Origin of the sequence: Peribacillus sp. YIM B13481 (assembly GCF_042787985.1) — a bacterium.
Lineage (GTDB): Bacteria > Bacillota > Bacilli > Bacillales > DSM-1321 > Peribacillus > Peribacillus simplex_A.
Map to the genome: position 1 here is coordinate 1 of NZ_JBHZPE010000002.1, position 20663 is coordinate 20663.

Genomic DNA, 20663 nt, shown 5'->3' on the forward strand with positions numbered 1-20663 from the left:
AGGAGGCTCACCGCCCGCCCCGCGGAAAGCGAGCATCTGGAGGGGAAATCAACCACAACTCACTACCTGGTAAATAGTAACAAAGTATGTGAAAACAGCCTTTGATTTAAAGGGAGAGTTGGAACAAAACTTTACGGCAACGAACAATTAAATAAGTATATCTTTAAGGACTGTTCACTCCTCGCCCTTTCTTACCTAATAAAATAACCTTGAATTTATCGAGGCGATTTTTTAATTCAATGTAAAGTATGTAATGGTTTTATTTGATTTAAGTAATGATATTGTATTTCATGTTGGTTTCGCCTTTTTTTGTTGTATGATTAAAAAAAAAGGAGTTTTGGGAATGCTTATTCTGCAGTATATTGGAAAACTTTTTTCATTCATGCAAAAGGATATACCGGAAACTCATGTTAAATGCCATGTTTGTGCAGGTACGGGGGCCTACGATATTTATACAGATTGTCTTACCTGTAATGCAAAAGGATTAATAAGTAAAATTGAATATAATAGGAGGCTTGAAGAAGGTGAAATTTAAAGTATTTCGTGTAGGACGATATTGCAAAGTAGTTGAAACAACAGATGAGCAAAGAAGCAATATTCGCTATTGCTTCTTTTTTTTGACCCAAAACAAGAGTGATACAAGTACAGCCCCCAGTACTTATTATGGGGGCTGTTCCTATTTTCATATCACTTTTTAACCGTGACTTTCCTTGATTCACTTACGTTTTTCGCTTTGTCTTTGGCATAGGTATATAGGTTTTTCCCTGCTTTTTGCTTGGGGATTTTAACCGAGAAAGTACCTTTATTCGTTGCTGTGGCAGAGCCGATCACTTTTCCTGATACTTTGATGGAGACAGTGGAGTTGGCTTCTGCTTTGCCTGTTACTTTTGTCGTTTTTGTCGTGACCGTGTTGACCGTAGGTTTACTTGGTGCTGTTTTGTCTGCGACGGTCACTGTTTTGGCTGAGCTTGTATTTCCTGCTTTATCGGTTGCTGTAACGGATAGGACCATTCCTGCTTTTTGTTTCTTTGACATCGTTACGGTGAAATTCCCAGCGTTATTGGAATTTGCTTTACCAAGGACCGTACTGCCATTTTTGACAGTGACTGCAGATCCCGCTTCCGCTTTTCCAACTACTTTAACGGTATTGTCTCCTACCGTATTTACTGACGGTTTTAAGGGAGCCGTTTTATCTGCCACTTTAAATGAAACGGGTATACTTTTATTTCCCGATTTATCGATGACCCTAGTAGAGATGGTCGTGCCGGCTGTTTGTTTTTCGATGGACGCTGTAAACGACTTTTCGCCGTTGATCTTCACTGTGGCGAGTTGTTTTTTATCGGTATAAATGGAGACGGTCCCCGTTTTGAAATCAGTTGGGATTTTCCCATTCATCTTGGTGTCCCTATCGGAAATCGCGGTCACGGCCGGTTTGGTCAGCGTCTTCATTTCCAGCGCTTTTTTGGCATTGAGCCGCCCGTTTCCATAGTAGATGTCTTTCCCTTTTGCACCGAGGTCCACGGCTGAATCATATAGGCGGTATTCGACCTCCGATTTGTTGAGCTTGGGCTCATACGACCAAATCAGTGCCGCTACACCCGTCACCATCGGCGTGGCCATCGATGTTCCGCTCATCCAGCCGTATTTACCATCCGGTAAGGTTGAAAGGATATCATCTCCAGGGGCTGCAATATCCACTGTTGAATGGTAGTTGGAATAACTGGTACGCTTATCCCTTGAGTCAGTGGCGGCAACGGAAATGACATGGCTGAATGCAGCTGGATACACACGCTGTACATTTTTGCCCATATCACCTTCATTCCCGGCAGCTGCGACGATCAGGACGCCTTTTTTATAGGCTTCTTGGACAGCCTTGTTCAACGCCTCCGAATAACTGGTGTCTCCCAGGCTCATATTGATGATGTTAGCCTTATGCTGTACGGCAAAATGAATGGCGTCAATGATATCGGCCGTATTGGCATATTCGCCATCAAAAACGTTGATCGGCATGAGTTTTACGTTAGGCGCAACACCCGCTCCACCAATGCCGTTGTTCGCAGAACCTGCAATGATGCCGGCGATATGCGTTCCATGCTCCCCTTTTGGTACGATATTCTTCCGATTGCGTACCGTATCATAGGCATTGACGATTTTCCCTTTTAAATCAGCGTGGTTACGATCGATCCCATCGTCAATAATGGCTACGATCATTTCTTTTGAGCCCATGGTTTTTGTCCATGCTGCATTCGTTCCGAGCGTTTTATGATGCCACTGGTCTTTATAGGCAGGGTCGTTCGGACTGTTCATCTTCTTGAAAAGATAGTTTGGCTCTGCATATTCCACATTCTTCTGTTCTTCAAGTTCCTCGATAACGTTGTCGGTCGTTTCCCCTTTAGGGACCTCGACCTTTTCTATCAAGTCATTGATCGGCTCATCATTCGTCTCTTTATATTTGACGATGACACCATCGGATTGCGGGATTTCTTCTGCAGATGCAGCATCCGGCTCGCAGATTGGCAGAATCATAAACAGCAGTAGAACCGGTAGTAAGGCCTGAATAAGTTTGTGCATGAAATCACTCCAAAAAATATGATTAAGAATAGCTATGGATGAGGTTTTGACATGAACCCATTCTACTATTATCCCTAACTAGATTGTATACCGAGTGATTTGGTTTTACTAACCTTTTTAACTAGTAAAATTACATATTTTCCAAAAGAAAAAAACGCTTAGTGGTTTCAGTTTGTAGACAAAAGGAGTTCGGAAGTATCTCACCTCGAACCCTGATTAAAAGTAAACTTGTTTTCCCTTCATGTTTTTTACTTTTTATTATGGCTGTAACCCTCATTAGATTGAAGAAATTTGCGACACTCCTGCCGAATTACTGGCTAGCCGAGACCCCGCAGGCGCTTGCTTTGATGAGGCTTGGCAGACAGTCGGCGGAAAGGGAGCGGATTTCTGAAATCAACTGGAACTTTTTTCAAAAAAAAAAAAAAAAAACTGCAGGCACACTCGCTTTTCTTCGAGTTTGTCTGCAGTTTGAATCCGCTATAAAGCGGTTTAATGTCCTCCTAAATAGGCATTCTTGATTTCTTCGCTTGCGGTCAGTTCCTCAGATTTGCCTGATAGGACAATTCGGCCGGTTTCGACAACATAGGCTCTGTCCGCGATGGATAGGGCAAGGTTGGCATTTTGTTCAACCAGCAGGATCGTTGTACCTGTTTTATTGATTTCTTCGATGATATGAAAGATTTGCTTCACCAATAATGGGGCGAGTCCCATGGATGGCTCGTCCAACAACAAAAGCCGGGGCTTGGCCATGAGTGCCCTGCCCATTGCGAGCATTTGCTGTTCACCGCCGGAAAGGGTTCCGGATTGCTGTTTCAGGCGTTCAAGCAAACGCGGGAATAATTCATAGACTTTCTCCATGTCCTGCTTGATGCCTGCCTTATCTTTGCGTAAATAGGCACCAAGCTGAAGGTTCTCTTCAACGGTCATATTAGCAAATACACGCCGGCCTTCAGGTACATGGGAAATGCCCATTTTCACGATGGATTGTGCGGCCTTTCCGCCGATGGATTGCCCTTCATACATGATTTTCCCCTGTTTTGGTTTTAACAGTCCGGAAATGGTTTTCAGCATCGTGCTTTTCCCCGCTCCGTTTGCCCCGATCAGGGTAACGATTTCACCTTCATTAATAGAAAGCGAGATTCCTTTCAAGGCTTGAATGTTTCCATAATAGACGTTGATGTCCTCGATTTTTAACATTATGAAACCTCCTCGCCCAGATAGGCCTCGATGACTTTTGGATTGTTACGGATTTCCTCTGGCTTGCCTTGAGCGATCAGCTGTCCGTGATCGAGTACATATATGCGTTCGCAAACACCCATGACGAGCGGCATATCATGTTCAATCAATAATACGGTCAAATCAAATTTCTCACGGATGAGGGCAATCAGGTTCATGAGCTCGTGCGTCTCTTGAGGGTTCATTCCCGCTGCCGGTTCATCCAGCAAAAGCAATTTCGGGTTGGCTGCAAGTGCACGGGCAATTTCCAAACGTCTTTGTTTGCCATATGGCAGGTTCTTAGCCTTTTCATCCTTATATTGATCAAGGTTGAAAATCTTCAGGAACTCAATCGCCTTTTCATCCATTTCCTTTTCGCCTTTAAAATGGATCGGCATCCGGAAGATCGAGCTTAAAATGCTATGCTTCGAAAGGGAATGATAGGCCACCTTTACATTATCGATCACGGATAGTTCACTGAATAAGCGAATGTTCTGGAATGTCCGGCTGATGCCTTTTTGTGTGATTTTATATGGAGGCTTTTTTCTCAAGTCCTCCCCTTTTAAAGAAATCGTTCCCTCCGTCGGGACGTATACCCCTGTCAGTAAGTTAAAAAAAGTCGTTTTCCCGGCTCCGTTCGGTCCAATCAAGCCAACCAATTCCCCAGGGTACAGCTCGACGTTAACATCGGAAACGGCTTTTAGCCCCCCGAACTGGATGCCGACCGAATCGACTTTAAGCAGCGGTGTTTTTATTTTCATGGCTGCTGCCTCCTTTACGTTTGAACATGGATGTTATTTCTTTTGTCCCCATTAAACCTTGTGGACGATAGATCATCATGACGATTAGCACCAGGCTATAAATGATCATTCGCGTTTCAGGATAATCCTGAAGGAATGTCGTGACAACAGTCAGTAAGATGGCCGCCAATACGGCTCCTGAAAGACTTCCAAGGCCGCCAAGTACAACTAAGATCAAGATATCGAATGACTTCAGGAATCCGAAGTTGGATGGCTGGATGATGTAGAAGTTATGAGCGTAAAGCCCTCCAGCAATTCCGGCGAAAAAGGCACCGATCGCAAACGCGACAACTTTGTAATAGGTCGTATTGATCCCCATCGAATCGGCAGCTGTCTCGTCCTCACGGATCGATATGCAGGCTCTGCCATGTGTCGAACTTGTGAAGTTCCTGATGACGATGATCGTAACGATAACGGAAGCGAATACCCAAGGCCAAGTGGTCAAATGGGATACCTGCATCCCGCTTGCCCCGCCAACATAATCGATATTCAAAAGCACGATCCGGACGATTTCCCCAAAACCGAGGGTGGCAATCGCCAAGTAGTCACCTTTTAAACGTAAGCTTGGGATTCCGATGATCAATCCTGCCAGCGCTGCCGCCAAACCGCCCACTATCAATGCTGCAACAAAAGGCATGTCAAGCTTCATGGTCATAACGGCTGAAGCATAGGCTCCGACTGCCAGGAATCCGGCATGCCCGATGGAAAACTGCCCTGTTATCCCGATGATCAAGTGAAGGCTCGCTGCCAGAATGATATTGATCCCGATGAACATGAGCGTATTTTGATAAAAAGGATTTAGCGATCCGCCGCCGATTAACACTTGAACTACGGCGAAAAAGATCAATGATAGTAAAATCGAGAGCCAAAAACCTTTTGCCCGCTTAAATGTAGTCATTGCTTTGTCTCCCCTATACTTTTTCTTTTTTGTTTTTACCGAATAAGCCTTGTGGCATGAAAATCAAGATAAGAATCAGTACGACGAAGGCTACCGCATCACGCCATAATGAGTAACCGGCGGCACTGACCAAAGCCTCGATGACACCAAGTAATAAGCCTCCGACCATGGCGCCCGGTATAATCCCGATCCCTCCAAGTACGGCGGCGACAAATGCCTTCAACCCCGGAAGCACACCCATTAGCGGTTCGATCTTAATATAATAAATGCCGAAAATGACGCCCGCTGCCCCAGCTAAAGCGGAGCCGATTGCAAAGGTGGCAGAAATCGTGTTATTAACATTGATCCCCATCAGCTTGGCTGCATCCGCATCGAATGAAACAGCACGCATGGCTTTTCCTATTTTTGTTTTATGAACGATGATTTGAAGAATGATCATCAGGACTACAGCCACTCCAAAAATCAAAACCGATTGACTATTGATGGAAACTCCAAAGATATTGAACTTGTCCGTCGGCAATACATCATTCGGGTAAGCCTCCGGCTGTGCACCACGGACGTAGATGAATCCGTATTCGATCAAAAGGGAGACCCCGATGGCCGTGATAAGTGCTGCAATACGCGTAGCGTTTCGTAATGGCTTGTATGCGATACGCTCGATTATCACTCCAAAGAGCGCACAGATCGTCATCGAGATTAATAGAGCTGGCACAAATGAAAGATCCAGAACCGTTATCGAGTAAAATCCAACGAATGAGCCGACCATGAAGACATCACCATGTGCAAAGTTTATCAATTTAACAATCCCGTAAACCATCGTATAACCGAGAGCGATAAGGGCATAAATACTTCCTAGTGAAACTCCGTTTATTAACTGCTGTATCAATTCCATGTTCGACTCTCCTTGAAAAATCTAATTTTATAATGTGATTAGTCCAGACTCTTTGCATTCCGCCAAGGGGAAGTTCAGTGACCTGGTATACCTGAAAAATGAGAATTCGCCAGCACCTTCTTTTATGACGAAGGGCCGGCGAAAGGGTTGGAGTTATTCTCCGAAATTAAGGATTGATTTTTGTGTTGAATACTTGTTTTCCCTCTTTAAATTCAAGGATTGTAGCGGATTTGATCGGATTATGTTTTTTATCCAATGTAAAAGTACCCGTTACAAGCTCAAGGTTTTTCGTTTTTTCCAGCGCTTCTTTAATTTTTTCTGAATCGGCTGAACCGGCACGTTTGATCGCATCGGCAAGGAAGTATCCTGTGTCATATCCTAGAGCGTTAAATGCATCCGGGGATTTATCTTTGTACTTCGCTTTAAAAGCTGACACAAATTTCTGAATTTTCTCATCAGGGTCACCTGAAGAATAATGGTTCGTTATGAACGTGTTATTTAGCGCTTTTGCACCGGCAATTTCAACTAGCTTAGGAGAGTCCCAGCCGTCTCCGCCCATGAATGGGACGTCAAGTCCAGTTTCACGCGCCTGCTTCACGATCAGACCAGCTTCCTCATAGTAACCAGGCAGGAAGATGAAATCAGGTTTTGCCGATTTCAAACGAGTCAATGTGGAACGGAAATCCGTATCCTTCGCAATGTAAGCTTCCTCAGCTACGATCTTTCCGCCATTTTTTTCGAATTGTTCTTTAAAGGCTGCAGCTAATCCTTTTGAATAATCACTTGAGCTGTCAATATAGATGGCCGCACTTTTCGCTTTGATTTCTTTAGTGGCAAAATTCGCAGCAACCGTTCCTTGGAAAGGATCGATGAAGCTTGTCCTGAAAATGTAATCATTCAATTTATCCTTGCTGAAAGTGATTTCAGGGCTTGTACCAGAAGGTGAGATGACCGGCACTTTATTATCTTGTGCAATCTGCACTTGTGCAATCGAGTTCGTGCTTGTCGCTGCACCCACGATCGCCGCAACCTTATCTTGTGATGTCAGCTTGATTGCGCCGCTAGTCGCTTCGGACGCTTCAGATTTATTATCGACTTTTATTAGTTTGATTTTTTTTCCGTCAATGCCTTCTTTATTGATTTCTGCAGTCGCAAGTTCCAGGCCTTCCGCAATTGATTGACCATATGAGGCTACACCGCCTGATAATTCAAGGTTGACACCGATCTTGATCGTATCACCGTCCCCGCTTGTTTTATCTGATGAACCGGAGCCGGAACAACCCGCCAGAACTCCTGCAGCAAGTGTTAGAGAAAGGAATGCCCCTGCTAATTTTTTCTTCTTCAAAATAATCCCCCCATTTTGTAATCATAGCTCTGATGCATGAATATTTATTCAAGATGCCCCAGAAAAAATTGATTAAATGAAATTTTTCAAATTAAATTAATATTTCGAAAAATAGTTTACCGCATAATTTTCATTCCGTCTATACAATAATTATGAGAATATTTCGCTAAATAGTAAGTTTTTCATAAGGAGTACACTGTCATTTTTATCTTTATATATTTTAAATATTGTGAAAACAATGGATATATTCAGAAAAAACCGATAATTTAATTATATCGAAATTGTAAAATCTTCATTTATTGCTCAAAAAATTTTATTCATTCTCTCATTTTACCCATCCTATTAATTACATTTTTACCAAAATACAAGTATACTGATAGGGAATTAAACCCAGTTTTTTCGCTCCTCTTTAGTCTTAATTCCTATATCAAAATTGAATAATACTATTTTGAATGCATAAAATCATGCATGAATCTCCTGTCCATTTTTCAGCTACCTTGTATATTTCCCATCTTCCAAGCTTCAATTCCCCACAAAAAAACCGCCAAACGGCGGTTCAGTGTCCTCCTAAATAAGCCAATTTAATTTCTTCACTTGAAGTGAGTTCCTCGGCATTGCCCGAGAGGACGATTCGGCCCGTTTCAACGACATATGCCCGATCTGCAATAGATAAAGCGAGGTTGGCATTTTGCTCGACCAAAAGGATCGTGGTGCCGGCCTCACTGATTTCCTGGATGATGTTGAATATTTGCTTCACCAGCAGCGGCGCAAGGCCCATTGAAGGTTCATCGAGCAGTAATAAACGGGGCTTCGCCATTAGGGCCCGACCCATTGCAAGCATCTGCTGTTCCCCTCCCGAAAGCGTGCCAGCCTGCTGTTTGATTCTCTCCAGCAGCCTCGGAAATAACTCATGGACCCTTTCCATATCTTTATTAATGCCTTCCTTGTCCTTTCGCAAATAGGCCCCAAGCTCGAGGTTTTCGGCAACCGTCATGTTGGCAAAGACACGGCGGCCTTCAGGTACATGGGAAATGCCCATTTTCACGATGGACTGTGCTGCCTCTCCTCCAATCGGATCGCCTTCGAACAGAACTTTTCCCTGCTTTGGTTTTAACAGCCCGGAAATCGTTTTGAGCAACGTGCTTTTTCCCGCTCCATTCGCTCCGATCAAAGTCACGATCTCCCCTTCGTTAATCTCCATGGAAACACCTTTTAATGCTTGGATATTGCCGTAATAAACATTGATGTCCTCTATTTTCAGCATCATGAAACCTCCTCGCCCAGATACGCCTCGATAACTTTTGGATCATTGCGGATTTCTTCCGGCTTTCCGTGAGCGATGAGCTGTCCATGATCGAGCACGTAAATCCGTTCGCATACCCCCATGACCAGTGACATATCATGCTCAATGAGCAATACGGTAAGGTTGAATTCCTTCCGGATAAAAGCAATGAGATTCATCAATTCTTTCGTTTCATGCGGATTCATCCCGGCTGCTGGTTCATCAAGTAAAAGCAGTTTCGGGTTTGCGGCGAGAGCACGTGCAATTTCCAGCCGCCTTTGCTGTCCGTATGGCAGATTCTTCGCCTTTTCATCCTTAAAATGGTCAAGGTTGAAAATCCTCAAGAATTCCAACGCCTTTTCATCCATCTCCTTTTCTCCGGAAAAATGTCCCGGCAACCGGAATATGGAACTTGGAATCATATGCTTGGCGAGCGAGTGGTAAGCCACCTTCACATTATCGATCACGGATAGCTCACTGAAGAGGCGGATATTTTGAAAGGTCCTCGAAATCCCTTTACGGGTAATTTTATAAGGCGGCTGCTTTTTTAGATTTTCCCCATTCAAGGCAATCGTCCCTTCTGTAGGGACATAAACACCCGTCAACAAGTTGAAGAATGTCGTTTTTCCAGCTCCATTCGGTCCGATAAGGCCAACAAGTTCCCCTGGAAATAATTCAACGTTCACATCTGACACGGCTTTCAACCCGCCAAAACGGATACCCACCGAATCTACTTTAAGCAACGGTATTGTGGCTTCCATCCTTTTTGCCCCCATTCGTTTTCTTATGTGTGAACAGTGCCGTGATTTCCCTTGTTCCCATTAAACCCTGCGGGCGGAAAATCATCATCAAGATCAGGACAAGACTGTATATGATCATCCTCGTTTCCGGATAATCCTGAAGGAATGTCGTCACGATCGTCAGTAAAATGGCTGCCAAAACCGAACCTGATAAACTTCCCAGACCGCCAAGTACGACGAAAATCAGAATATCGAAGGATTTTAGGAAACCGAAATTCGATGGCTGGATAATATAGAAATTATGGGCATAAAGCGATCCTGCAACTCCGGCAAAAAAAGCTCCGATGACGAAAGCCGCCACCTTATAATAAGTCGTATTGATTCCCATCGAATCTGCCGCCGTTTCATCTTCCCTTACGGATATGCATGCACGTCCATGAGTCGAATTGGTAAAATTCCGGATGACCATGATGGTGATCATGACACAGGCAAATACCCATGGCCATGTGGTCAGATGAGATACCTGCATTCCGCTTGCCCCGCCTACATATTCAATATTCAAAAGGATTATCCGGACAATTTCCCCAAAACCAAGTGTTGCGATCGCCAAGTAATCCCCCTTCAGGCGTAGGCTCGGTATCCCGATCACCATACCGGCAACGGCAGCGATGATGCCCCCAGCCAATACAGCCAGGATGAAAGGAAGTTCCAGCTTCATCGTCATGACTGCCGAAGCATAGGCCCCTACCGCTAAAAAGCCTGCATGTCCGATAGAGAACTGCCCGGTTATACCGATGATTAAATGAAGGCTCGTCGCCAGCATGATATTGATGCCGATGAACATGAGTGTGTTGATATAAAATGGATTGAGCATACCGTTTGAAATGGTGAACTGCATGATTCCGAAAAAAATGAGTGCGAGCACGATCGAGAGCCAAAAACCCTTTGAATTCTTTAAAGTAGTCATCGCTTTGTCTCCCCTATACTTTTTCTCTTTTATTTTTACCGAATAGACCCTGCGGCAAGAAAATCAAAATCAAGATAAGAACGATGAAAGCCACACCATCGCGCCATAAAGAGTAACCGGCGGCACTGACCAAGGCCTCGATGACTCCAAGCAGCAATCCGCCGACCATTGCTCCCGGAATGATGCCGATACCGCCCAATACCGCGGCCACAAACGCTTTAAGGCCAGGAAGGACGCCCATCAACGGCTCGATTTTAATATAGTAGATTCCAAAAATGACACCGGCCGCCCCTGCCAGGGCCGAGCCTATGGCGAAGGTAGCTGAAATCGTATGATTCACATTGATTCCCATAAGCTTAGCCGCTTCGGAATCGAATGAAACGGCACGCATCGCTTTGCCGATTTTGGTTTTATGGACAACGAATTGTAGGATGATCATTAAAATGATGGATACAGATAAGATCAATATCGATTGACTGCTGATGGAAACGCCGAATATATCGAGTTTATCCATCGGAAGGACATTATTTGGATAGGCTTCCGGCTGGGCGCCCCGGATGTAAATCAGCCCATTTTCTATCAGAAGGGAAACACCGATGGCCGTTATCAAGGCCGCAATCCGTGTTGCATTACGAAGGGGTTTATAAGCGATCCGTTCAATTAAAACGCCAAAGATGGCACAAGTGACCATCGAAATCAATAAAGCCGGGATGAAGGATAAGTCCATAACGGTTATGGCGTAAAACCCTACAAATGAACCAACCATGAATACGTCGCCATGGGCGAAGTTTATCAGCTTGACGATCCCATATACCATCGTATAGCCAAGCGCAATCAATGCATAAATGCTGCCGAGTGAAATGCCATTTACCAATTGCTGAATCAGTTCCATATTCCACTCTCCCCGATAAGGCGTTATTTAAGTGAATATAGAATAGGGGGTGCTGCCCCCTATCCACATAAGGTATTATGGATTGATTTTTGTCTTGAATGTTTGTTTGCCATCTACATATTCCAAAATGGTCGCCGATTTGATCGGATCATGATTTTCATCAAGGTTCAGCGTTCCGGAAACTAATTTAAGATCTTTGACTTCTTCCAACGCTTGTCTGATTTTTTCGGGAGAGGCATCTCCAGACCTTTTGATGGCATCTGCCAGGTAGTACCCAGTATCATAGCCAAGTGCGGCAAAAGCATCCGGTGTTTTATTGTATTCCTTTTTGAAGGCTGCAACGAAATCCTGAATTTTTGGATCTTCATCTTCTGGGGAATAGTGATTCGTAATATAGGTATTTTTTAACGCCTCCGCTCCGGCAATTTCAACGACCTTCGGGGAATCCCAGCCGTCTCCGCCCATGAACGGAAGGTCCATCCCGTCCTCACGGGCCTGCTTTAAGATCAATCCGACTTCTTCATAATAACCAGGAAGGAAAACGAACTCTGGTTTTGCGGATTTGATCCTCGTCAATGTAGAGCGGAAATCAGTATCTTTTGTAACATAAGCTTCTTCTGCAACGATTTTACCGCCCTTGGCAGTGAACGCTTCTTTAAAAGCTGCGGCCAACCCTTTAGAATAATCACTTGCGCTGTCCACATAGATCGCAGCCGTCTTCGCCCCTATTTCGTCGGATGCGAAATTGGCTGCAACCGTACCTTGGAATGGATCGATAAAGCAAGTTCTGAACACATAATCATTCAGCTTTCCAGCTTTATTGGTGATGTCGGGATTTGTTGCAGTTGGTGTAAGTAGAGGAACTTTATTATCCTGTGCGACCTGAACCTGTGCCAAGGTATTTGTGCTTGTCGCTGATCCGACTACAGCAACAACCTTGTCCTGACTGACTAACTTAATCGAACCGCTTGTAGCTTCTGCTGCATCTGATTTGTTATCAACCTTAACGATTTCCAGTTTCTTACCGTTGATGCCCTCTTTATTAATTTCATCGATGGCCAGTTTCAAACCGTCTGCGGCCGATTGGCCGAATGATGCCGTACCTCCGGACAATTCAAGGTTGGCCCCAATTTTGATTGTGTCACCCGATTTGGATGAACTCCCGCCTGAACTGCTGGTTTTCAAGTCGCCACCACAGCCTGCGAGCGCCCCTGCAACCAATGAAAGCGATAGAAACACTCCTGCCAGCTTTTTATTCTTCATTTGAAACCCCCTTGTTTTGTATGTTCTTTTAAGTAAAAATGATATCTGAATAAAAAAAATATTCTGAAAATATTTTATCTCATTCTTTCGACCCCGTCTATAAGATATGGATAAAAAAGTTATTATAAGGAAATATATGCTTTTTCGACAAAAAAACTGACCCCGTATAGAGTCAGTCAACTTATTATCAATCATTTACACGGCGAACTTCAATGTCTTTTAAAATATCATTGATTACCCAGCTTGCCGCAATTAAGCCCGCTACAGATGGTACGAAAGCATTCGAAGATGGCGGCATTTGGGCTTTACGGATTTTTGCCTCATCATTGCCGACTTCTTTCCGGACATCCTCACGAATGACAATCGGGCTTTCGTCCGAGAAGACGACGGGAATTCCCTTTGTGATGCCTTCTTTACGCAATCTAGTACGAATGACCTTTGCAAGCGGATCTGTATGCGTTTTGGAGATATCGGCAATTTGGAAACGCGTAGGATCCATTTTATTAGCGGCCCCCATGCTTGAAATCACCTTGATATTCCGTTTCAGGCATTCCTTCATCACATGCATCTTATAAATGACCGTATCGGATGCATCAATGACATAATCCAGGCCATAACTGAAGAATTCCTCAAACGTTTCTTCTGTATAGAACATTTTAAGAGCGATCACTTCGCAGTCGGGATTGATGTCTTGAATGCGATTTTTCATCAATTCCGCTTTCGGTTGACCGACTGTTGATAATAGTGCATGAATCTGCCTGTTTACATTAGTTATGTCGACATCGTCCTTATCCACAAGAATAATACGGCCGACACCCGTGCGTGCCAATGCTTCAGCTGAAAAAGAACCTACGCCCCCCACACCCAGGACAGCAACGGTCGTGTTTTTCAGTATATCGATGCCTTCCTTGCCAATTGCTAATTCATTTCGTGAAAACTGATGCAGCATATATATTCAACTCCAATAAATTCTGTTCTTATTTAGCTTCCCATTTAACAATATATCATAAACATCATTTATGACAAGCGAAATATAAGCAGTCTAATCGGAATTAATGTACTAGGTCATTTTCGATAATTTTTGAAGGATGGTAGCCAGCAGGAGAGTCCGTTCTGTCAGGCTGGGAATATCCAAATACTCCTCATCACTATGTGCATCCCCTCCAATGGGCCCGAGTCCATCCACTGTCGCTATACCCAATTCAGAAGTAAAAGAAGCATCCGATCCTCCACCAGTGGCCATATCCGTGATTTGGATGCCAATCTCCTTCCCAGACTGACGGATCGTCTCTAAAAGCAAGTTCGTTTTCTCGTTCTTTTCCATGGGAGACCGGTCCATTTTCCCGCTTAATACCGTTTTCGTCCCTGGAATATAGGTTTCCGCGCAGATTTTTTTCAATTGTTTGAGGATGATGCCTTCTTGCTTTTTTTCAGAGATCCGCACATCCACATAAGCGGCTGCATGGGAAGCGATGGTATTGACAGCAGAACCTCCTTCAATCATGCCGACATTAACGCTGATTCCTTTCTTTGGATCATTCAATTGGTGTAAGGCGATGATCTTATGAGCCAATTCTTCAATTGCACTTCTACCCTTTTCTGGTTCGATTCCTGAATGGGCGGCCACCCCCACTACATCCACCTTAAATTGCCCGCAGCCCCTTCTTGACGTGACCAGTGAACCATCCGCCCTTGCCGGTTCAAGAATTAACGCGAACTTCTTATCAGCCGCCTTTTCCGATATAAGTGAAGCGGACGACGGAGACCCGATCTCTTCATCACTATTGAGAATGATTTGGATATGCTTATAGCCTGTCTGCCCCGATTGTTTCAAACAAAGGATCGCATAAAAAAGCAAAACCAAACTAGCCTTCATATCAGCAACACCAGGACCGTAAGCCCGATTTCCCTTCACTTTAAAAGGACGTTTTTGGGCTGTCCCTTCAGGAAAAACCGTATCCATATGTGCGACGACAACAATATGCGGCTGATGCGCGTCACGATGCTGGATGACCAGCTGATTGCCATACTTCTGCTGCTCAACCGTATCCACAATAAAATCCAAACTTTCAAATTTCGTTTTTAAAATCGAACCAATTTCATCAATGCCCTTTTTCGTATGAGAACCACTATCTATATTCACTAGCTGCTCCACTAATTGAAGCATTTCCTTCCTCTTTGCATTCAATAAATCCTTCAAAGCTCTCACTACTTTCTATCCTTGGCTAATTATTATTTCAATCTTACTATAATTTACGAATCTATATTGCGGAATGTTACTTAAATGGGGATATTTAAGTTGTATTCGAGAATAATGGAGACTTACTCGAGAGAAATTGGGTTTGGTCATGAGTTTGGGCGCTTTACTCGTGAGTTTGGGCACTTTACTCGTGAGTTTGGAGCGTTTACTCGTGAGTTTAGGGCGTTTACTCGTGAGTTTAGGGCGTTTACTCGTGAGTTTGGGCGCTTTACTCGTAAATTAATCCATCAAGTCTATATACTCTATTTTTATATTGTCCCAAATAGGGCAATTCAAGAGCAGATAGCATTCGTTGCATGATATCAATTGAATCTATTTGTAATAAAAGCCGTGCTTGTTGATTCGTAATTTTGGGCTCTATGAGGAGGGCATAATCACGAAGAGTTTGAATGTGGGCATCCTTGGAGGCGTAAGAACATTGACCACATGACCATTTGCCCCAGTGATATTGCATATGAAGAGCTGAACAATCAGGGCATTGAACGCTATTTAGCAGATCTTTCACATCAATTTGATACCATTCGAGTATATCCGGATCATATGGGGTATTTTTTTGCAGCAATGTGTTCGATAGTTTATTGCTCTGCCTTTGGGTCAACTGCGCAGAAGGATACTTTTCTTCAATGGTATGAATCTTGGAAATCAGAGTTTCTTTTCCCGTGATTTTTTTGAAAATGGGGGTAAAACCTGGGGTAGTCCTTATGATGGTATTCGAGTTTGCATTTGCAATGAGCGTTTCAATCGGTAGCGAGGGAAAGTTATGAAGAGTGAGCCAATCCATTAAGCAGGATTTTTGCACATCCACTTGAATTAATGGATCCAGATAAGCTTGTTCCTGCCCATCTTTTGTCCGAATCAATTGAGGATAAGAGCGATCAAAATAGAGCATTCCCGCAAAGTTTTTCACTTCGATGATGATACAGTAATTCCGGGTGATAATAAGGAAATCCATTTGAAAATAACGGCTCCCATCGTGACTTAACCTCAAATCATGTAATACTCGATATTCTTTTGGAAGATCCTTCAACTCATTTCCAATACTCCGCTCCCCGTTAAACCCTGTTCGAATTTTTCGGAAATCGTTCCTTATCTGTTCCTGTTTTGGATGGTTTGATGTTAGCCTCCTGCTTAATGCCTCCAGTTTGAGCATTTTCATAGGCTTTTCACACGGTTTTAGCATTCATTCGTCAACTCCTTCTTTTTTAGCTTCTTTATTAAAACCTTTTTTCCTGCTGGGAAACTAAAAATCAGCATTTTACTCTGAGTTTACTCTGTTTAATTCGTGAGATTTGTTCCTAAACTCATGTATTTTTTTTATTCGGTCGAGAATTCACCCTTTTTACTGTAAAATCATGCTCTTTACTCGTAATTTCACTCCATTACTCGTGAGTTTGCACCATTACTCGTGAATTCATGCCATTACTCGTGAGTTCACCCCTTTTACTCGTAATTTCACTCCATTACTCGTAATTTCATGCCATTTACTCGTAATTTCACTCCATTACTCGTGAGTTCACGCCATTACTTGCGGGTTCACGCCATTACTCGTAATTTCATGCCATTTACTCGTAATTTCACTCCATTACTCGTGAGTTTGCACCATTTACTCGTGAATTCACACCTTTTACTCGTGAGTTTGCACCATTTACTCGTAAATTCAAGCCTTTTACTCGTGAGTTTGCACCATTTACTCGTGAATTCATGCCATTTACTCGTGAATTCACCCTTTTTACTTGTAAGTTACCATTCTTCACTATTTTAACGCACAAAAAAACCCATGTTTATTTAACATGAGTTGCTTTGTAAGTTGTAAGAGTCCCAATTGTGCCGTTTACGCCTTTGTTTTGAACCCGCTCTCCGCAGGTGGGTGCTCGGTTCCTCGCGTTTGTAAGTCCTCTTCGAGGGAGGCATTTACGCGGCCAGGAAACTAGTGCTCCCGGTAACTATAAGTGTTCGGTCAAAACTTATAGGTTAAAGAACGAACACATCAGGACTCTTACTTGTTGAAAACATCATATCATAATGCTTAACTCTGTTTCAAGAGAAACCATCTAGGTATTTTTTCATATTTTTGTCAGATTGATTATTTTTTTAGTGCAGCAAGCCTTAGGCTAAGTTCGGCCAATTGCTTGTCACTTACAGCACTTGGTGCGTCAACCAGCAGGTCGCTTGCGCTTGCTGTTTTCGGGAACGCGATGGTGTCTCGAAGGTTCGTGCGGCCAGCAAGCAGCATGACCATACGGTCCAATCCAAGGGCGATTCCGCCGTGTGGTGGCGTTCCGTATTCGAATGCATCCATTAGGAAGCCGAATTGTGCGTTCGCTTCTTCTTCCGAGAATCCAAGGACTTTGAACATTTTTTCCTGAACGTCGCGTTCGTAAATACGCAGTGATCCGCCGCCAAGTTCGTAGCCGTTCAAGACAAGGTCATATGCTTGTGCACGGACGCTTGCTGGGTCTGATTCCAGTTTGTCCATGTCTTCACGGAATGGCATTGTGAATGGATGGTGTGCTGCATAGTAGCGTCCTTCTTCTTCGTCATATTCAAATAATGGCCAGTCCGTCACCCATAGGAAGTTGAATTTGCTTTGATCAATCAAGCCTCTTTCTTTACCAAGCTTGTTGCGAAGTGCTCCAAGTGCATCAGCGACTACGCCTTTCTTATCTGCAACGAATAAGATTAGATCGCCCACTTCAGCTTCCAATACGGATACTAATTGCTGTTGATCTTCCGCGAAGAATTTAGCGATTGGTCCTTTTACTCCGTCTTCTTCAACTTTCAGCCATGCAAGGCCTTTTGCACCGTAAATCGCTGCAAATTCAGCCAATCCATCAATATCTTTACGGGAATAATCTGCATTTCCGTCCTTAACGACGATCGCTTTAACTTGTCCGCCGTTTGCAATAGCTCCGGTGAATACTTTGAAATCACTGTCTTTGACGATTCCAGAGACATCTTTAAGTTCCATTCCGAAACGTGTATCCGGTTTGTCGGAACCGTAACGGCCCATCGCTTCAAAGTATGTCATTCTAGGGAATGGCAGTGTTACGTCAAGCCCTTTTACGTCTTTCATCACTTTAGCCATCATGTTTTCTGCGGTGTTAATGATATCTTCTTGGCTCATGAAGCTTGTTTCAATATCGATTTGCGTGAATTCAGGCTGTCTGTCGGCACGTAAATCTTCATCACGGAAACAGCGGGCAATTTGATAATAACGTTCGAAACCGGATACCATCAATAGCTGCTTGAAGATTTGCGGTGACTGTGGAAGTGCATAGAACTCACCTTCGTGTACACGGCTAGGCACTAAGTAATCACGCGCTCCTTCAGGTGTGCTTTTCGTTAAGATAGGTGTTTCGATATCCAGGAAGCCTTCACCGTCCAAGTAATCACGGATTGCTTTTGTTGTTTGGTTACGCATTTTCAGCGTTTCGAACATCGCTGGACGGCGCAAGTCCAAATAACGGTATTTCAAGCGGATATCTTCAGAAACATCCGTTCTTTCATCAATGATGAACGGAGGGGTTTTCGCTTCATTTAAAATTGTAACGTTTTCGGCTTGAACTTCGACCGTACCTGTTGTTACATTCGGGTTGAAGTTGGCTTCCTCACGTTTGATGACTGTCCCTTGGATATCAAGGACATATTCATTACGGATCTTTTCAGCTGTGGCCAAGGCTTCTGCCGAAATGTCCGGATTGAAAACGACTTGGACGACTCCGCTTCTGTCACGCAGGTCGATAAAGATGACCCCGCCCAAATCCCGACGTTTTTGTACCCATCCTTTTAATGTTACTTTTTCACCAATAGCTGCTTCTGTCACTTCACCATTGAAGTATGTTCTGCCAAACATGGTATTTCCCCCTTAAGCCTGTAGCTTTTTGAATTGTTCAACGAATGTGGCAAGATCCATTTGGACTTGTTCACCGGTTTCCATGAACTTCACGTTGATTTTATTATTTGCCAATTCCTCTTCACCGAGTGTCGCCACATATCTCGCTTCGAGACGGTCGGCTGATTTGAATTGAGCTTTCACTTTACGGTCTTGATAGTCTTTTTCGACAGTAAAACCGGCATTCCGCAATTGATGGGCAAGTTTGACGGTATAATCCTTGGCCGCTTCACCTAATGAAACAAGATAGCAGTCAATACCCTTTTTGATCGGAAGCTCGATGTTTTCTGCTTGCAGTGCTGCAATCAGGCGTTCAATGCTAAGCGCAAAGCCGATTCCGGGTGTTTCCGGTCCGCCAAGTTCTTCAGCAAGCCCGTTATATCGGCCGCCTCCGCAAAGTGTTGTAATGGCGCCAAAGCCCTCTGCATCACTCATGATTTCAAAAGCAGTATGATTATAGTAATCCAAGCCCCGCACTAGCGTCGGATCCTCGACGAATTCGATTTCCAAGTCCGTAAGATGCTGTTTAACCTTTTCGAAATAAATACGGGATTCATCATTTAAATATTCAATGATGGATGGCGCCGTGTTCATCAATTCGTGATCGTGATCTTTTTTGCAATCCAGGATACGCAATGGGTTTTTTTCCAGACGATTTTGACAATCACGGCAAAACTCGCCAATACGAGGTTCGAAATGTTTGATTAATGCATTCCGATGCGCTGTCCGGCTTTCCTTATCACCAAGGCTGTTGATCACAAGTTTCAGCTTTTTCAATCCAAGTTCTTTGTACAGGTTCATCGCAAGTGACAAAACCTCTGCATCGATTCCGGGATCCTTACTTCCTAAGGCCTCGATGCCGAATTGAACGAACTGACGGAAGCGGCCTGCTTGTGGACGTTCGTAACGGAACATCGGCCCGATATAATAAAGCTTGACCGGCTGATTGGCCCACCCGAACATTTTGTTCTCGATATAAGACCGAACAACTGATGCGGTGCCTTCCGGACGAAGGGTTAAATTCCTTTCACCGCGATCTTGAAATGAATACATCTCTTTTTGTACGATATCGGTCGTATCCCCTACACCACGTAAAAATAATTCCGTGTGCTCAAAAATCGGTGTGCGGATTTCTTTATATTGATAACGGTGACAAATCTCACGCGCTGTCTTTTCGATATACTGCCAAATTTCCGTTTGTCCAGGCAATAAATCCTGGGTACCTCTAGGAATCTGAATAGACATATTATTTCCTCCTTAAAAGCAAGGCGCCCTTTCTGATACGGCGCTATACTGATTTTTTCCAAACAAAAAACTCCCGTCCCTTGTAACTTATCCGTTACAAGGGACGAGAGTTTGGATATCCCGTGGTGCCACCCTAGTTGAAGCACAAAAAATAAGTGCCCCCGCTCAAAAACAGTTAACGCCTGTTTTACGTCCATCTCCTATTAAGAAAAAATCCGTTCGGAGTGAAGCCTACGGAGGGTTCTTTCATTAAGTCATCATGTGGAATGCTTTCAGCCTCGGCATTTCCTCTCTTTCCATGTGTTTCTTAATTACTCTTCTCCATCATTGGTTATTGCAGTAATAAGTCTGATATTTTATAATCATACGGACGTTAACTTCAAATGTCAAGGCAGGCTTCA

Annotated in this window: 17 protein-coding genes, 1 other RNA gene and 1 other annotated feature; of the genes, 1 reads left to right on the forward strand and 17 read right to left on the reverse strand. The window is 43.7% G+C overall.

Features of this window, described 5'->3' with window-relative positions; all coding sequences use genetic code 11:
- The first annotated feature begins 343 nt into the window (after positions 1 to 343).
- Entirely contained in the window at positions 344 to 535 is a 192-nt protein-coding gene (locus ACFX4X_RS01495) for a hypothetical protein (RefSeq protein ID WP_061464205.1), read from the forward strand.
- Between the two features lie 152 nt (positions 536 to 687).
- On the opposite strand, the gene ACFX4X_RS01500 is transcribed toward ACFX4X_RS01495, so the two are convergent.
- The 17 genes from ACFX4X_RS01500 to hisS all read right to left on the reverse strand — a co-directional run bounded on the left by ACFX4X_RS01500 (position 688) and on the right by hisS (position 20262).
- The gene (locus ACFX4X_RS01500) at positions 688 to 2571 is read right to left on the reverse strand and encodes a S8 family serine peptidase (protein WP_377381073.1); all 1884 of its coding nucleotides are present in this window, start codon (positions 2569 to 2571) and stop codon (positions 688 to 690) included.
- A 489-nt stretch (positions 2572 to 3060) separates the two neighbouring features.
- Complete coding sequence (locus ACFX4X_RS01505; protein WP_061464207.1) at positions 3061 to 3768, reverse strand: ABC transporter ATP-binding protein; 708 nt, start codon at positions 3766 to 3768, stop codon at positions 3061 to 3063.
- Positions 3768 to 4547, reverse strand: coding sequence for an ABC transporter ATP-binding protein (locus ACFX4X_RS01510; RefSeq protein ID WP_125162140.1), 780 nt, complete (start codon positions 4545 to 4547; stop codon positions 3768 to 3770). The genes ACFX4X_RS01505 and ACFX4X_RS01510 overlap by 1 nt, the downstream gene beginning before the upstream one ends.
- A complete protein-coding gene (locus ACFX4X_RS01515; RefSeq protein ID WP_125162139.1) occupies positions 4522 to 5484 on the reverse strand; it encodes a branched-chain amino acid ABC transporter permease in 963 nt (320 codons plus the stop codon). Before ACFX4X_RS01515 ends, ACFX4X_RS01510 begins: the two co-directional genes overlap by 26 nt.
- Positions 5485 to 5497: 13 nt before the next feature.
- Positions 5498 to 6376 (reverse strand): branched-chain amino acid ABC transporter permease, encoded by an 879-nt coding sequence (locus ACFX4X_RS01520; RefSeq protein WP_061464210.1) that lies wholly within the window; start codon positions 6374 to 6376, stop codon positions 5498 to 5500.
- 166 nt (positions 6377 to 6542) lie between these two features.
- Positions 6543 to 7721: an ABC transporter substrate-binding protein gene (locus tag ACFX4X_RS01525; protein ID WP_377381078.1), complete on the reverse strand. Its 1179-nt coding sequence runs from the start codon at positions 7719 to 7721 to the stop codon at positions 6543 to 6545.
- A gap of 556 nt (positions 7722 to 8277) precedes the next feature.
- Positions 8278 to 8985: an ABC transporter ATP-binding protein gene (locus ACFX4X_RS01530; RefSeq protein ID WP_377381080.1), complete on the reverse strand. Its 708-nt coding sequence runs from the start codon at positions 8983 to 8985 to the stop codon at positions 8278 to 8280.
- Positions 8985 to 9764 (reverse strand): ABC transporter ATP-binding protein, encoded by a 780-nt coding sequence (locus ACFX4X_RS01535; protein ID WP_089361629.1) that lies wholly within the window; start codon positions 9762 to 9764, stop codon positions 8985 to 8987. The genes ACFX4X_RS01530 and ACFX4X_RS01535 overlap by 1 nt, the downstream gene beginning before the upstream one ends.
- Positions 9739 to 10710, reverse strand: coding sequence for a branched-chain amino acid ABC transporter permease (locus ACFX4X_RS01540; RefSeq protein WP_377381082.1), 972 nt, complete (start codon positions 10708 to 10710; stop codon positions 9739 to 9741). The genes ACFX4X_RS01535 and ACFX4X_RS01540 overlap by 26 nt, the downstream gene beginning before the upstream one ends.
- Before the next feature lie 13 nt (positions 10711 to 10723).
- Positions 10724 to 11602, reverse strand: coding sequence for a branched-chain amino acid ABC transporter permease (locus tag ACFX4X_RS01545; RefSeq protein WP_125160026.1), 879 nt, complete (start codon positions 11600 to 11602; stop codon positions 10724 to 10726).
- A gap of 75 nt (positions 11603 to 11677) precedes the next feature.
- Positions 11678 to 12865, reverse strand: a complete 1188-nt coding sequence (locus tag ACFX4X_RS01550) for an ABC transporter substrate-binding protein (protein ID WP_377381085.1) — start codon at positions 12863 to 12865, stop codon at positions 11678 to 11680.
- A gap of 187 nt (positions 12866 to 13052) precedes the next feature.
- The gene (locus tag ACFX4X_RS01555; RefSeq protein ID WP_125160028.1) at positions 13053 to 13814 is read right to left on the reverse strand and encodes a tRNA threonylcarbamoyladenosine dehydratase; all 762 of its coding nucleotides are present in this window, start codon (positions 13812 to 13814) and stop codon (positions 13053 to 13055) included.
- Positions 13815 to 13925: 111 nt separating this feature from the next.
- Positions 13926 to 15074, reverse strand: coding sequence for a M20 family metallopeptidase (locus tag ACFX4X_RS01560; RefSeq protein WP_377381088.1), 1149 nt, complete (start codon positions 15072 to 15074; stop codon positions 13926 to 13928).
- 259 nt (positions 15075 to 15333) lie between these two features.
- On the reverse strand, positions 15334 to 16305 hold the full coding sequence (locus ACFX4X_RS01565) for an NERD domain-containing protein (RefSeq protein ID WP_377381091.1): 972 nt from the start codon (positions 16303 to 16305) through the stop codon (positions 15334 to 15336).
- A gap of 631 nt (positions 16306 to 16936) precedes the next feature.
- Positions 16937 to 17122, reverse strand: a non-coding RNA gene (ssrS, locus tag ACFX4X_RS01570) — 6S RNA.
- 86 nt (positions 17123 to 17208) lie between these two features.
- Entirely contained in the window at positions 17209 to 18978 is a 1770-nt protein-coding gene (gene aspS / locus ACFX4X_RS01575) for an aspartate--tRNA ligase (protein WP_377381094.1), read from the reverse strand.
- A gap of 12 nt (positions 18979 to 18990) precedes the next feature.
- Positions 18991 to 20262, reverse strand: a complete 1272-nt coding sequence (gene hisS, locus ACFX4X_RS01580; protein ID WP_089361637.1) for a histidine--tRNA ligase — start codon at positions 20260 to 20262, stop codon at positions 18991 to 18993.
- A gap of 96 nt (positions 20263 to 20358) precedes the next feature.
- Positions 20359 to 20599: a binding site (T-box leader), on the reverse strand.
- Positions 20600 to 20663: the final 64 nt, after the last annotated feature.